General features: G+C 47.2%; 14 protein-coding genes. 11 read left to right on the top strand and 3 right to left on the bottom strand.

The window, feature by feature from the left end; all coding sequences use genetic code 11:
* Nucleotides 1-29: 29 nt before the first annotated feature.
* A complete protein-coding gene (locus tag QFZ81_RS30115; protein WP_307438554.1) occupies nt 30-908 on the bottom strand; it encodes a helix-turn-helix transcriptional regulator in 879 nt (292 codons plus the stop codon).
* Nucleotides 909-1,063: 155 nt separating this feature from the next.
* Between QFZ81_RS30115 and QFZ81_RS30110 the strand changes: the two genes are divergently transcribed.
* The 4 genes from QFZ81_RS30110 to QFZ81_RS30095 all read left to right on the top strand — a co-directional run bounded on the left by QFZ81_RS30110 (nt 1,064) and on the right by QFZ81_RS30095 (nt 3,954).
* On the top strand, nt 1,064-2,458 hold the full coding sequence (locus QFZ81_RS30110) for an MATE family efflux transporter (RefSeq protein WP_307438556.1): 1,395 nt from the start codon (nt 1,064-1,066) through the stop codon (nt 2,456-2,458).
* A gap of 126 nt (nt 2,459-2,584) precedes the next feature.
* Entirely contained in the window at nt 2,585-2,914 is a 330-nt protein-coding gene (locus QFZ81_RS30105; RefSeq protein ID WP_307438558.1) for an ArsR/SmtB family transcription factor, read from the top strand.
* A 113-nt stretch (nt 2,915-3,027) separates the two neighbouring features.
* Complete coding sequence (locus QFZ81_RS30100) at nt 3,028-3,483, top strand: SRPBCC family protein (protein WP_307438560.1); 456 nt, start codon at nt 3,028-3,030, stop codon at nt 3,481-3,483.
* A gap of 36 nt (nt 3,484-3,519) precedes the next feature.
* Nucleotides 3,520-3,954 (top strand): SRPBCC family protein, encoded by a 435-nt coding sequence (locus tag QFZ81_RS30095; protein ID WP_307438562.1) that lies wholly within the window; start codon nt 3,520-3,522, stop codon nt 3,952-3,954.
* 165 nt (nt 3,955-4,119) lie between these two features.
* Here QFZ81_RS30095 and QFZ81_RS30090 read toward each other — a convergent pair whose 3' ends face one another.
* Nucleotides 4,120-5,025 carry an ArsR/SmtB family transcription factor gene (locus tag QFZ81_RS30090; protein ID WP_307438564.1) on the bottom strand — a complete coding sequence of 302 codons (906 nt, stop codon included), beginning with the start codon at nt 5,023-5,025 and terminating at the stop codon, nt 4,120-4,122.
* Between the two features lie 164 nt (nt 5,026-5,189).
* Between QFZ81_RS30090 and arfA the strand changes: the two genes are divergently transcribed.
* The 7 genes from arfA (at nt 5,190) to helD (ending at nt 14,402) form a co-directional block, all read left to right on the top strand.
* The gene (gene arfA / locus QFZ81_RS30085) at nt 5,190-6,701 is read left to right on the top strand and encodes an arabinosylfuranosidase ArfA (protein WP_307438566.1); all 1,512 of its coding nucleotides are present in this window, start codon (nt 5,190-5,192) and stop codon (nt 6,699-6,701) included.
* A gap of 188 nt (nt 6,702-6,889) precedes the next feature.
* A complete protein-coding gene (locus tag QFZ81_RS30080; protein ID WP_307605689.1) occupies nt 6,890-7,204 on the top strand; it encodes a c-type cytochrome in 315 nt (104 codons plus the stop codon).
* Between the two features lie 97 nt (nt 7,205-7,301).
* On the top strand, nt 7,302-9,320 hold the full coding sequence (locus QFZ81_RS30075; protein WP_307605688.1) for an LTA synthase family protein: 2,019 nt from the start codon (nt 7,302-7,304) through the stop codon (nt 9,318-9,320).
* Between the two features lie 233 nt (nt 9,321-9,553).
* Complete coding sequence (locus tag QFZ81_RS30070; protein ID WP_307605687.1) at nt 9,554-10,288, top strand: ABC transporter permease; 735 nt, start codon at nt 9,554-9,556, stop codon at nt 10,286-10,288.
* Entirely contained in the window at nt 10,285-11,076 is a 792-nt protein-coding gene (locus QFZ81_RS30065) for an ABC transporter permease (RefSeq protein WP_307605686.1), read from the top strand. Before QFZ81_RS30070 ends, QFZ81_RS30065 begins: the two co-directional genes overlap by 4 nt.
* Before the next feature lie 35 nt (nt 11,077-11,111).
* Nucleotides 11,112-12,083, top strand: coding sequence for an ABC transporter ATP-binding protein (locus QFZ81_RS30060; RefSeq protein ID WP_307438575.1), 972 nt, complete (start codon nt 11,112-11,114; stop codon nt 12,081-12,083).
* A gap of 21 nt (nt 12,084-12,104) precedes the next feature.
* A complete protein-coding gene (gene helD, locus QFZ81_RS30055) occupies nt 12,105-14,402 on the top strand; it encodes an RNA polymerase recycling motor HelD (protein WP_307605685.1) in 2,298 nt (765 codons plus the stop codon).
* 249 nt (nt 14,403-14,651) lie between these two features.
* Here the strand turns inward: helD and bluB are convergent, their stop codons facing one another.
* On the bottom strand, nt 14,652-15,299 hold the full coding sequence (gene bluB / locus QFZ81_RS30050) for a 5,6-dimethylbenzimidazole synthase (RefSeq protein ID WP_307605684.1): 648 nt from the start codon (nt 15,297-15,299) through the stop codon (nt 14,652-14,654).
* Nucleotides 15,300-15,305: the final 6 nt, after the last annotated feature.

The following is a 15,305-nucleotide window of genomic DNA, read 5'->3' as shown; positions in this document are numbered from 1 at the left end:
CCTATATATGCCTTCGAGTTGTTCGTAAATTACCCTCGTGAGAAACGCTGTCTATATTTGCGAGGAGAGATACCTTCCATTTTGGTAAAGCAGGTGGCAAAATAGGCAGGCTGCTCAAATCCAACCTCTTCCGCGACGTGCGCGACGGGTAGATCGGTTTGAAGCAGCAGCAGCTTAGCCTGCTGGATCCTTAACCTAAGCAGGTATTCCGTCGGGGAGCAGCCATATTCTTTTTGCATGCAGCGTGCAATGTAAACAGGGTGGAAGTTGACATGATCGCCGAGCTCTTTGGCTGAAACAGACGCTTTGTAATGCTGCCTTAAATAGGCGGCCGCTTTTTCCGCGCAGGCCTTGGAAGGTGATGGTTGATCGCTGTCCGTGGACGCGGAAAGCTGGTGCAATAGCTCATGAAAAAGCTGCTGCTGCGCAAAACGGACACTGCTCATATGAGCGCTCGGTTGCAGCTGCTGAAGCTGTTCGAACAGGTCATAGGTTTTTTCTGGCTGCAGAAGTGTTGTATATTGAGGGATCCGAATTGTAAAAGGTTCTACAGCAAATAGCTCAATTGGGGTATGTAAAGGGTCTTCCAGAGGTATAGGTTGGACCGTATGGTCTACCATAGCCCATGGTCCACTTGCGTGGAAATGCATCCAATAAGTACCCGTTAGCTCGGAACAGACTTGTGTAGCGAAATGACAGCTGTCCGGCCTTAGAATAACGGCTTGTCCAGCTGCTACCTCGAACCTAGCATCCTCCTCGCCTATATAGAAGCAGCCCGATGTGGTGATTAGTAAATCAAATACTTGGATATTGCGTCTGCTAGGATGTTTGCTGCCTTTGGATATCGTGCTGAAACCACTTGTAATGTAGTGCGGCAGCGGAGGGACAGTCATTTCGATAAAAGCCATCGGAGTCACCTTTTCATCTCTAGAATGGAGGTTGGAATTTTGAAACTTTAAGTTGCAAAACTCATACTTGGAGTCAACTATAGCATCTATAATTTGAGCAGACAACAAAGTTTCATTTATACAAAAAGAGAGATGATAATCGGATGGTGAAAAACATGGACAAAGAGAAAAATAAATTCACACTATGGCTTCTAGCTTGGCCTATTTTCGTCGAATTGCTTCTACAATTACTTTTAGGTGCCGTAGATACCTTAATGGTAAGCCGTGTATCAGATGATGCGGTGGCGGTGGTCGGCTTAGCGAACCAACTGTTCCAAGCGATGATGATCTTATTTATGACGGTTGCGAGTGGCGCCGGGATTTTAATTGCTCAGAAAATAGGAGCCAAGCAGAATGAATCTGCGCGCACCGTTGCCATTATGGCCATAACCGTCAGCGCTGCGATAGGCAGTGTGCTAAGTGTGATTCTTTATAGTGAGGCTCGCCCTTTAGCTAATCTGTTTCACTTGGAGGAGCGGCTGCTGCCTCTGGCTGAAACCTATATCTCGATTGTGGGGAGCGGGATGGTTTTGACAGCTTTGACGGCGGCGCTTAGCACCGTGATTCGGAATACGGGGAACACCAAAGGGCCGATGATTACGGCTATTGGTATGAATGTTATTCACATCGTGTTTAACTATGGATTTATATATGGCGAGCTCGGATTTCCTCAACTGGGTTTAACAGGTGTGGCCATTTCTACCCTCGTGAGCCGGTTGCTGGCGACGTGTTTGCTGCTGTTTATGTTCATTTCCGCGTTCGAGCGGAGGATGGAGTGGCGGGATCTTATCGTATTCAATCGAAAGCTGTTTGGCGATATTTTGAAAATAGGTTGGCCGCTCGGCGTGAACATGTCTTCCTGGGTTTTGACGCAGCTGACGATCTACACGTTCCTAGCCACGATGGGAGCTAAGGAATTGGCCGCGAGAACGTATATGAACACGCTTGAGTCGATTTGTTTTATGTTAGGCTATTCCATTGCCTTAGCTGTTCAAATTCAGATTGCTCATCTGTATGGAGCTGGAAATATCAAAGAAGCTTATAAGAGCGGATATCGAGGTACATGGATTGGACTCGGTCTTGTTGGATTCAACAGCATCATTCTCTTTCTCATCGGCAAAAGCTTTCTCGGCTTCTTCACCTCAGACGCGGATATTATCAAGCTGGGACTCTCCTGTTTGGTGCTGACACTTATCTTGCAGCCAGGGAGAATGCTCAATATGGGCTTCGGTAATGCGCTGAGCGCGGTGGGCGATACCCGTTACAATATGATCATATCGCTGTTCTCGATGTGGGGAGTGGCCGCGGGCTTTTCCTATGTCTTGGGCTTGCACATGGGCTGGGGGCTTGCGGGTATTTATGTCGCCATGATCTGCGACGAATATTTGCGCGGTATCCTCGTTGTGATCCGTTGGCGCCAGCAGAAGTATTTGCGCCGGGCGGAGGAGCGGGATAAGAGCGCTGCTGCTTCAGGGAGCGGTGAGGGTACTGGTATGGGCATGCATGCGTAGGTTGGTTGGCAAACAATGCAATTTGTTTCTGAAAGGCACGGGATTGCTCTTCCGCGTCTTTTTGTGTTTTGAGAATGGAACGAACAGGCAGCATACACCAATAAACCAAACTTGACATGCAGACAAATGGTTGCATATAATGATGGCATGGATAAAGTATTTAAAGCTCTTGCTGATTCAAGCCGAAGACAACTCCTTGATGAGCTCTTCAAGAAAAATGGCCAGACATTAAATGAACTATGTGATCATCTTGAAATGACCCGTCAATCCGTAACCAAACACCTGCTTATATTGGAGGAAGCGAATCTTATTCTTATTGAATGGCAAGGCCGAAATAAAATTCATTATCTAAATATGGAACCCATCGGAGAGATTTATGACCGCTGGATCAGCAAATATGATCGTGATCGCATCGAAGCATTGCGTGAAATTAAAAAGCGGCTTGAAGCGGAGTGACTCTGAGCAGGCTCAGAGATCCCTATAACGGAGAGACTTTGAGCAAGCTCAAAGATCCCTAAAGCGGAGAGACTTTGAACAAGTTCAAAGATCCCTATATATGGAGGAAAAAAATGACTGATGCAATATTTGTTTATGTAACTTACATCAAGACGACGCCGGAAAAGCTTTGGGAAGCTTTGACAAGCAGCGATTTTACCGAAAAATACTTCTTCGGAAGCAAAATTCAATCGGACTGGCAAGAAGGCTCTAACGTCACCTATTCGCGGAATGGACAAGTCACCGATCACGGAATCATACTAAAGTGCGAGCCGCATCATTTACTTTCTTTTACATGGAACATGGTAGGAGATGAAACCTCTCGTAAGCAGCCATCACGGGTCACTTTTGAGTTAAAAGCATTAGATTCGACGGTCAAACTGACACTTAAGCATGATAATCTAGCATCGGTTGACATCGTGGATAGAGAAGATACCTTTGAGGGATTAAATAATGGATGGCCAGCCATTCTGAGCAACCTGAAGAGTTTACTCGAAACAGGGAACACTTTGCCACCCATTTCCATCTAACCCATCACAGTTACATCGAAAGAGAGTTGATTTAGTATGAACAACCTTACGAAATTTAAAATAGTTAAGCCCGTTAATGAAGTATTTGACGCTTTTATAGACCCTGAGAAAATGTCTAATTATTGGTTTTCTTCAGGTTCTGGAAGATTGGAGCAAGGCAAGACGATTACTTGGAGATATGATGAATACAATGCACAAGTGGATATAAAAGTATTGGAAATAGAAGCAAATAAGAAAATCGTCTTCCAGTGGGGTGCAACGGATGATGGACATGTTGTAACGATTACGCTGAAAGAGTTCGATCATTCGAGCACCGTTATTGAAGTTAACGAAGAAGGTTTTAATGAAAATGATGAGGACCTAATCAGTCAATTGATAGATAATAAAGAAGGTTGGGTTTACATGTTGACCTGTTTAAAGGGGTATTTGGAATTTGGTGTTAATCGATTAAGAGCAGCAATTGTTAGGTGAGTAGATTTTATATGTTATGGGTTAGGGGTAAGCGAAGCTTACCCCTTATTTATACTGTATAGACGTGAGGGAAAGTCAGCCGAGAAGTCGATTTCCGGCTTCTCGGACTCAGTTGGCGAAATGACTTCGGACAGCCCCTAATTCATGCGTCTACACAAGTCGCCCCTACCTGCGGTAGGTGCGAAACAGAATGTCACGGTTGTAGTTGCCAAACCCCTCACCGTACAAGGTCAAACCGCCGACATGTGCCGCATGGTTCGGCACTTCGAGCCGCAGTGTCCACTCGTTGCGGGACATGGGGATATCTTTGATCGAGACAGCCGATAGCCGCTGTCCGTCAAGGAAAGTTCCCTGCTCTGTGACCCGGATGATCTTTAACCAACCATATTGGTTGATCGTGTCCGGCCACCAGGCAGGGGTGAGTTGGCCGCGGCCTTGTCCCGAATCACCGGGACTCGTCCAATAGCCGAGCAGCGTATCATTGACGTAAAAATGAATGTCGGACGGCCAATTCGCTTTAATTCCTGGTGCTTCGGAGCTAATTTCAAGCGAAATCTCGATTTCCTCTAGTATCTGACCGGGCAGCACATAGTTCGGAATGCGATATTCCACGAAGCCGCTGCCGAACCAAAGAATCTTGGCATGCATCCGCTCCGGCTCGAAGAAGAAACGCGGATCATCGTACTGACCAATCACATGATCAGCCGTAGCCAAACCGCAGGTTGGATGCACTTCGAAGCGTGTGTAGTGACCAACCGGAATCGCAACTTCATCGAAAACTCGCTGCTGCTCTATTGGCCGCGGGAGCCGCATTTCGATGAGGGAGATGGCTAACTTGCACATTTTGTGCGTGCCGCCTTGCTTGCGAATTAAAGCGGTCTGAATAAGCCCTCCAGCCTCGAGCTTTTTTACATGCATGGTTACGATGGCGCTGCTTAATCCGAGCATATGAGCTAATTCCTTGACATTCATCTCTTGCTCAGCAAGCAGCTCCAGTATCTTAAGCCGCACATCGCTAGCCAGCGCCTCATACAGCGGCAGCCATTTGCGGTCTGTTGTCGTTTGGATCATCGGACAATCTCCTCATAGGTAGACTAATTAATGAAAATATGAATTCAACAGAAAGCAGAAGAAAAGCTTGAAATCATCCGCTGTTTATTGTTTAATATAGTCATAACATAATGAATGTATTAATCGATTCATATTTTTATTAATTATACTACGAGGTGAATACAATGTCTATGAAAGCGAGTATGATTATCGACAAAGATTTTAAAATCGGAGAAGTAGATTCTCGTATTTATGGCTCATTTATTGAGCATTTGGGGCGAGCCGTCTATGGCGGAATTTACGAACCTGGACATCCGCAAGCGGATGAACAAGGCTTTCGAGCAGACGTACTGGAGCTGGTAAAAGGTTTGGATGTTCCGATCGTTCGTTATCCTGGAGGTAATTTTGTATCCGGTTACAACTGGGAGGATGGCATTGGACCGTTAGACAAACGCAAGAAAAGACTTGATCTGGCTTGGCGCACCATTGAACCTAACCTGGTTGGATTGAATGAGTTCATGGATTGGTGCCGCAAAGCAAATACAGAAGCGATGATGGCTGTCAATCTGGGGACTCGTGGTCCGGATGAGGCAAGAGATATTATTGAGTACACCAATATCAATGGCGGGACCTACTGGAGCGATTTACGGATTTCCCATGGTTATAAGGCGCCTCATAACATCAAAACTTGGTGTTTAGGCAATGAAATGGATGGCCCTTGGCAAACGGGCAGCAAAACAGCCGCGGAATACGGGCGTACAGCCTGTGAAACGGCCAAAGTCATGAAGTGGGTAGACCCTTCGATCGAGCTTGTTGCTTGTGGCAGCTCTAGTCTACTTATGCCGACTTTCCCTGACTGGGAAGCAACTGTACTTGAGCATACGTATGATCACGTTGATTATATTTCCTTGCATCAATATTACGGCAACCGTGACAAGGATTCTGCCAATTTTCTCGCACAATCCATGGGCATGGATCAATTCATCCATACGGTGATCTCAACAGCGGATTATGTTCAGGCCAAGAAACGCGGGAAGAAGAAAATCAACTTATCCTTCGACGAATGGAATGTTTGGTATCATTCCAACGATGCGGATCGCAAAATAGAGCCTTGGTCCATCGCGCCGCCACAGCTTGAAGACATTTACAACCACGAAGATGCCCTGTTAGTTGGTTGTATGCTTATTTCCATGTTGAAGCGTGCAGATCGTGTGAAGATGGCTTGTTTGGCACAACTTGTTAACGTCATCGCACCGATCATGACAGCGAATGGGGGAGCGGCCTGGAAACAGACGATCTACTATCCTTATATGCATGCAAGCGTGTTTGGACGCGGGACTGTTCTTGTGCCGCTGATCAAATCACCGAAATATGACGCGAAGGATTATACGGATGTGCCTTACTTGGAGGCTGTTGCCGTTCATAATGAAGACAATTCCGAAGTGACGATCTTCGCGGTTAACCGTCATCTAGAGGAAGCACTTCCTCTGGAGCTGGATCTACGCAGTTTTGGCGAATGTCGAGTTATTGAGCATATTGTTCTGGAGAACGATGATCTGAAAGCTTCGAATACGATTGATGCCCAGGATCGGGTGAAGCCTCACACAGGAGGTAATGCGGCCATATCGTCAAACAGCCAGATTCAGGCGATACTTGGTAAAGCATCGTGGAACGTCATTCGGTTGAAATTAGCTTAAAGAGACGAGTAGACGGCATTACTACTTAAATAAGACATGGCCTGGGACATGCCCCGGTCATGTCTTTTAATTTATCCAGCCCGCATAACTGTTATGTTTTTGCTGCTCTATTTTCCAGCTCCTTTATTTTACAATCTATGCTCTGGTATGATGAGAGAAATACAATAGATTGAAGGAGTTTCGTACGTATGAAATTAAAGCTGTTTGGAATAGTTATTCTGGCTCTCGGCTTATCCGCTTGTGGAAATAAACAAAATGAAACGCAGCCGGCGGCGGTTAAAGTGGACGTTCCTAAGATTTATCAGAATTTCTGCATCTCGTGTCATGGTAATCAATTACAAGGTGGACAAGGCCCTAATATCCAGAAAGCGGGAGAACGTTTAGATGAAGCGGAGATCATAAAGCGTATTCAAAAGGGAGGTGGCGGGATGCCGCCGTTCCAAGTGGCACTGAAAGAGGAAGAACTGAAGGCATTGGCGTCGTGGCTGGCAGGGCTTAAATAATGGGTGTTTATGGTAAAACTAAGCTTCCTTTAAGGTTAGCTACATAATTTCTTCACAATTGGAGTTTATAATAGGGGCAAGAGGAGAGTGATGCAATATGCACTTGAATTTGAAGCCCCGGAACCATCTTCCTAAGAAGATGAGACCAAACCGTCTGGGAGCGACGATTTCGCTTTTATTATTTATGATAGGCTTACCTATACTTTCTGTAGCCGGAATGGAACTTCTTGAACGCGGTACTTTGCATGAAACGGCCCAATGGATAGCATCTAACCGATCACTTTTTCTATTAAATGTAGGACTATCCTTCTGTTTATTAACTTTCATATATGCTGTTGTAGGATCATTAGCTATATCCGGATCCATCTCAACTTTATTGCTTGGCCTTATGGCACTGATCTCTTATATGAAGGTGAAAATGATCGGGGAGCCCTTCTTCCCGTGGGATATTTTGTTGAACAAAGAAAGTATGGATATAGCTTCGCTCGTAACAGGGAAAGCCGCACTTCTCCGAATCGGAGCTGTGGTCATCGCGGTCATCCTTGTATTTTTATTAAAATGGGTACTCCCGCGGGTATCTTTTTCTATCGTCAGTCGAATTGGTTTAGGGCTGTTTTCGCTCTATGCCTTGTATGCATTTGCAATTAAAACACCGTTAGCTGGCAAAATTCTTGACCATATAGGTGTAAATGAAATTGTATGGAATCAGAAAGAGAACTATGCGAATAATGGACTAGCGCTAGCTTTCACCCTCAATGTCAAAAATTCGATCGTTCAAAAGCCAGAAACGTATAGTGATCAGAGTATTGCAACTGTTGCAGCTAATCTCCAAGAGGTAGGCATGCAAAAGGCAGGACTGAAAAAGTCCGTAGATGCTGATTCTCTAAAAGGGAAGAAACCGAACGTAATTTTTATTATGAGTGAAGCGTTCTGGGATCCAACTTTGCTAACAAATGTGACGTTCAGTGAAGATCCGGTACCCACTATCCACCGCTTGCAGAAGGAGACGACATCCGGATACTTGTTATCCCCCCAATTCGGCGGCGGTACCAGCAATGTGGAATTCGAAGTGTTAACGGGGAACTCGATGAGCTTCCTGCCAGGAGGGTCCATTCCGTATCAACAATATATAACGAAACCTGTACCGAGCTTAGCGAGTTATTTTGCCGATCAGGGCTACAAAAGTATGGGAATTCACTCCTATGAAGGCTGGTTCTGGAACCGTAATTCGGTGTATAAGGAGTTAGGTTTCGAAAGCTTTAAGAGCAGTGAACATTTCGTGAATCCGGAAATGAAGGGTTATTTTATCTCGGACGCCGAAGTATCCAGAAGCATTATAGATGAAGTCGATAAAACCGAAGATCCAATGTTTATGTACACGGTAACCATGCAAAATCATGGACCTTATGATGAACCACGGTATGGAGAAAATCAGTTCAAAGCGCAAGGTGACTTGACGCCTGAAGCAAAAACGATTCTTGAGACCTACGCGCAGGGCGCGCACGATGCGGATCAAAGCTTGCAAATGCTGATCGATCACTTCCAAGAATCGGATGAACCCACGATGATCGTATTCTACGGGGACCATTTGCCGATGTTGGGATTAGATTATCAAGTATACAAAGAAGCAGGTTTCATCCAAACCAGCAACGCGAATGATTGGTCGCTGGAAGAAGTGAAGAAAATGCACAGCATCCCGCTTGTTACTTGGTCGAATTTCGATATGCCGAAGCAGGATATCCCACTGCTTAGTGATTCCTTCCTTGGTGCCCACGTGCTTGATATGCTGCATATGGAGAAACCAGCTAATTTCAAGTTGAATGCCGAATTGGCGGCGCAAGTGCCAGGACTACTGAGTAATCTTGTTGTTGATGCGAACCAAGAACTTCATGCTGAAGTCCCCGAATCCGCGCAAGCACTCCGTGATGACTACAGGAATGTGCAGTACGATTTACTTTTCGGTAAACAGTACTTAGCTGAACATATTGATCATGACTATTTGACTAAAACCATTCAGGACAACTTTAACGCTGAATTTGATGAAGGAAATGTACCGCCGCAAACGCAGGGAGTGAGCAGCAATACGCCCACTTCGAAGCCGGTGAGCGCGCAGTAAGAGAAGTCCCTATTTTGTTGCTCTGAGCGACGAGATGGGGACTTTTTCATTTTTGGTGGAGGCGTTATCACCACCTAAAAATAATCATTGCCATGGTTAGGGTAATTTTGGTAATATAGACTTCCGTCTCTACGCGGCGGCTGCAAAAAAAGCTAGTTGATAAGGATCAAAACAGCTCAGGAGGTGTTTTATGCTTTTCGCGGTTTTTGGCGCGCAAGGCGTATGCGAGGAATTTGCAGTATCGCGGTTCGCATCTGCTGCACAATGCAGTGAGTGCGGTGTTTGGCTTCATTTATGCTAGCATTTGGACCGGTTTGGGGAGCGACTCGTCACTCGGCGAATACGGTGCGAAAGGGATTGTAGGTTATATTGCTTTTAACCAAGCGATCCTTTGGATTACGCAGTTCACGACGAATGGACTCGGACTCGAGCAATCGGTGCGAACTGGTCAAATCGCGGTCGATCTCATGCGGCCGGTACACTTATTCTATCAGGCGATGAGCCGGGAATGGGGTCAGGTATATTATCAGTTTCTTTATAAATTTATCCCGATTTATGCCCTCTACTACTTCATTTTCTCCTTACAGCTTCCACATCATGCTTCGGTTTATGGCTGGACAGCGATTGCGCTCGTTTTGGCGGCATATATCTCCATTTGCACAAATTATTTGATAGGTGTAGCAGCCTTGTGGACCACGGAATCTCGTTGGTTTTACTGGGTTAATTATTCCTTCAGTACACTGCTCTCTGGTTTTTTCATTCCTTTAGAATGGTTGCCGGGTTGGCTCCGCACGATTAGCTTTTACACACCATATCCCTATCTACTCTATTATCCCACTCGTATCTATATGCAGCTTGAACAAGGAACTGTTGTGCTCGGAGCTCTCCTATGGGGCATCGGGTTTACTTGTGTCTGTCTGGCGGTTACACAGGGGGTACGCAGAAAGCTGGAGGTGCAAGGCGGATGATGTCAGTGAGGCTCTATATACTGCTGATCAAGGCGAGCTTGCGAAGCCGAATGCAGTATAAGTTTAATTTCTTTTTTTCGACCGTGATGGCTTCCTTTGTACATATCTCAGAATTTCTGATGGTGGCGTTGGTGATGATGCGTTTTGGCAATATCAAAGGATGGACACTGTATGAGGTGTGCTATCTGTACGGGGTTATGATGATATCCAAAGCGATTTATCGCACGCTGGCTTCCGATGTGCATCATCTAGAGAAATATCTCGTTTCTGGTGATCTGGATGCGCTTCTCACACGGCCTGTCCCCGTGCTGCTGGCGCTGATGACACAAAACGCTCGTCTCTTATTTGCCGAAGTAGGGCAAGGAATCATCTTACTTTTTATTGCTATGAAAGCCTTAATGGCTAATGGACAAATCGGATGGTCAGCCGTTCCTTTAACGATGTTAATTATTCTAACGGGTGCCATTATTTTATTCGCCATCGGTCTAGCGACAGCAGCAGCAGGCTTCTGGCTGACCCGGATCGAATCCCTGCAAAATATGACCGAAGACGCTTCTCAAACCGCGGCACGCTATCCGCTTTCCTTGTATCCAAAGTGGCTTCAGGGTGCGCTATTGGTGCTCGTTCCGGTAGGCTTCGTGAATTACATTCCTACTCTATATTTGCTGAGACATCAAGGAGGCATTGGGATGCTGCTAGGGACCATTGCTGTTTCATTCGCTGCGCTCTGGCTGGCTATGCGCTTCTGGAAGCTAGGATTATCTCGATATCAAAGTACAGGAAGTTAACCAACAGCTTCATACAAGGAGGGACCACAAGAAACATGATAACCGTAACGAATTTGCGCAAAACCTTTCAAACTCCGCTAGTCAAAGAAGGCAGGTTCTCTGGCATTCGAACTTTGTTCTCACGAGCCTATAAAGAGAAGGAAGCGGTACGCGATGTAAGCTTCGAGATTGAATCTGGCGAGTTCGTCGGGTATATTGGACCTAATGGAGCGGGAAAGTCGACAACGATCAAAATGCTCACCGGCATTCTTCACCCAACCTCCGGCGAGGTGCTGATTCACGGCTATAGTCCTCAGAAGCATCGAAGACGAGTCGTAAGGCAGCTTGGCGTTGTATTCGGTCAGCGCAGTCAGCTGTGGTGGGATCTGCCGGTGAAGGATTCCTATGAAATTCTAACGGCGATGTATCGGGTGGAGGAAACCACCGCCCGCCGCAGATTAGGTGAATTGACAGAGCTTCTTGAACTGAAGGAGCTGATGGACACGCCTGTCCGGAAGCTGTCTCTTGGGCAGCGGATGCGGGCCGATTTGGCGGCTTCGATGCTGCATGATCCGGATATTTTGTTTCTGGATGAGCCTACCATCGGGTTGGATGTTGTCGCCAAGCGGAACATTCGCGGCTTTCTTCAGACATTAAATCGGGATTTCGGTAAGACGATTCTGCTTACTACGCATGATATGGATGATATCGAGCAATTGTGTAAACGAGTCATCGTGATTAATCATGGGCAAATTGGCTATGACGGGTCGATCGATGAGCTGCGGGATCGCATTGGCTTACCAACGATGATGAAGGTCACTTATCGAGGTGAAATCCAAGTTCCTGCTAGCTGGGAGCTTCCGTTTCGCGTGGTGGAGCAAGAAGCGAATAGTCTCACGATCGCTTGCAACCGCCAGGAGCTGAAAGCGATGGAAGTACTGCGTATCGTCAGCAGCTGGGGCGATATGGACGATGTACATATGGAAGAGCCTGAGTTTGAAGAGGTGATCCACGGTGTATATAAATAGATAGAAGTGGAGTGAGACCGTATGCCTATAGAGAACGAAGAACGGGAGAGGGAGACGCAGCGCGTTGCCTCTGTACGAGCTAATATACAGCAGCGAATTGAAGAGCTGCGCCAAACGGTGGATGAGCGCCGATCGGAAGCGACAGCGATTGGCCGCAGCTTCTGGGATGATATCTCGGTGAATGCGGATAATGATGATGATTTGATTGAGACGGCAGCGAGTATGGCCCAGCAGGAGCATGTGCTGCAGGGTCAAGAACGCAGCTATCGCTTGGCACAGGATGCGCTGCGTAAGCTGCAGCGTGTCGTCGATGCGCCGTATTTCAGCCGCATTGATTTCAAGGAGCGCGGGGAGCAGGAGCGAGAGAAGATTTATATCGGACTGACATCCTTTATAGATGCCAAGACGGATGAAATTCTTATCTACGACTGGCGTGCGCCCATAGCCAGCTTGTTCTATGACTATCCGCCAGGTCCGGCGACGTATCGGACACCGGAGATGGATGTCAGCGGCGAGCTGATGCTTAAGCGGCAGTACATCATCAAAGCCGGTGTGCTGCAGGATGTGTTCGATACGGGGATCTCCATCGGTGACGAGATGCTTCAGCAGATGCTGAGCCGCAGCGCCGACGAGAAGATGCACAGCATTGTCACAACGATCCAGCGCGAGCAGAACCAGATCATCCGCGATGATCGGCACAAGGTGCTGGTCGTACAGGGGGCGGCCGGCAGCGGCAAAACCTCCGTCGCACTGCAGCGCATCGCGTATCTGCTCTACAAATATCGGACGACGCTAAGCGCCGACAATATGATTCTGTTCTCGCCGAACTCACTGTTCAGCGACTACGTCTCTCACGTACTGCCGGAACTTGGTGAAGCTACGATGCAACAGACGACATTCCAAGACTATTTAACACATAAATTAAGCGACACAGGTCTGACTTTGGAAGATCCCTACGATCAATTGGAGTTCATCCTTACGGGGACGGATCAAGATCCTGCCTACGCAGCGCGGCTGCAAAGCATTCATTACAAAACGTCGGCAGCCTTTCTAAGTGTGATTGAAGCATACGGAGAAAAACTAAAAAATGGCGGAATTCGTTTCCTCGATTTATCCGTAGGTAAGAAGGTGTTGATTACTGCGGATGAGCTTAGCGAACGGTTTTACAGCAAGTCCTCCATTCTTGCTCTGGGTGAACGGATGGAACAATTATCGGAGTGGATGCTGGAGAAGCTGGATGAGTTTCAAGCGGATGTGCAGAAGAGGTTTTATCGTAAAATGGTGCGGGAGCCGAAATATTTGGGCACTGAGCCAGAGATGAAAAAGATGAGCAAGATCAAAGCGCATAAAGCGATTGCTCCACTTAAGGAGAAGGCACGAAAGCTCGCTTATGTGGACGTGCTCGGGATGTACCAAGATCTTTATACGAATAGTGAATTACATCAAGAGCTTATGCACCATTCGGAACAGCGTCTACCCGCAGCTTGGGATACGATCAGCACGTTCACGGCCGATGCGCTTGCTGGTGGAATGCTGCATTACGAAGATGCGACACCTCTTGTATATTTGAAGGGCCTTGTTGAGGGCCAACTGCGCGTAGGTACCATCCGTTATTGTCTTGTAGATGAGGCGCAGGATTACTCGCCGTTTCACTACGCGTACTTGAAGAAGCTGTTCCCACGTGCTCGGTTTACCCTGCTCGGGGACTGGAATCAAGGGATCTTCACGCACGCGAACGCGAACAGTACGGATGGCGAGGGGCAAACGAGCGAGTACAGCTCCATTAGCGAGCTGATGAAGGAAGACGAGACGGAGACAATCCGCCTCGTCAAGAGCTACCGCTCGACGCGCGAAATCGTCGATTTCGCTAGTCGCGTGCTGCCAGGCGGCGAGCCGATCGAGCCGTTCAGCCGCAGCGGCGAGGCGCCGCGTGTTCTGCGCGCGGCGGACGAGACCGAGCTCAGCCGCCTCGTGGCTGAGGCGGCCAAGGCTAGGCGCGACGGCGGCGCAAGCTCCGTCGCGATCATTTGCAAGACCGAGCGCGAGACGCGAGGCGCGCACGCCAGCCTGAAGCCGCTGCTGCCAGGACTCGCGCGGATCACCAAAGAGACGCTGCACTATGAGGCAGGCGTCATGATCCTGCCGGCGTACCTCGCCAAAGGGCTCGAGTTCGACGCCGTTATTCTCTACGATGCCGGGGCGGCTGTCTACGCGGAAGCGAAGGAGCGCAAGCTGTTTTACACCGCTTGTACCCGCGCACTTCATCACCTAGACGTGTTCCACTTAGGTGAATTGACACCTTTTCTCCTGAACAAATAGACATACGTCCATACCTATCTGCCCTGCCCGACATAGGATATATCGAGCAACAACAAAGAAAAGGTTTTTAGCGGGCAGAAGGGAGGAATAACCATGTCAGGCGTTGGATATTCTAGCACAGCTGTCGTACTGGTACTGTACATTCTGTTGGTCATCATTCTTGCAACATTCTAATCTCAAAATAGGATGAAAAAAACCGCCTTCCGATAGATCGGAGGGCGGCTTTCTTGTTTCTAATCTCATTACAGCTCAAATTTTTGCATTTCCCCAAGTCTCGCTGAATATCAGATTAGTCAGGCTCCTGCGTTTTTCCCAATTGGCTGTTTCCAAAATGGGCTTCTCTGGATAATTTTCTGTGAATCCAATAGATAACAAAGCTACTGGATCAATATGAGGAGGTATCCCTAGGATATCTCGCACATCATTTTTCTTATAGAAGCTTACCCAGCCCATAGCTAATCCCTCTGCACATGCCGCTAACCACATGTTTTGAATCGCACAAGCAACGGACATGATATCGGTTTCTGGTATAGAATTTCTTCCTAGCACATGAGAACCGCCGCGTGTTGGGTCACAAGTAACGCAAATGGTGAGAGGGGCCTGCTTGATCCCTTCGATCTTGAGATTTAGAAATTCGTCTTGGCGTGTATCTTCATAATGAATGGCTAAAGCCCGTCTCTCTTTATCTGCTGCCCATGCCAAACGTTCTTTCACTTTATCCGTAGAAATGATTATAAAATTCCAGGGTTGCATAAATCCAACGGAAGGACCATGGTGCGCTGCATTTAGCAATTTCATTATTGTTTCTTCTGGGATAGCATCCGATAAAAATGTTCGTACATCCCTTCTTGTATAAATGCTCTTGTACAAGCCGTCCTTTTCTTCTTCAGTAAACATACCTTT

The sequence above is a fragment of the Paenibacillus sp. V4I9 genome (assembly GCF_030817295.1).
Classification (GTDB): Bacteria; Bacillota; Bacilli; order Paenibacillales; family NBRC-103111; genus Paenibacillus_E.
This window is presented reverse-complemented; position numbering and strand designations above follow the sequence as displayed.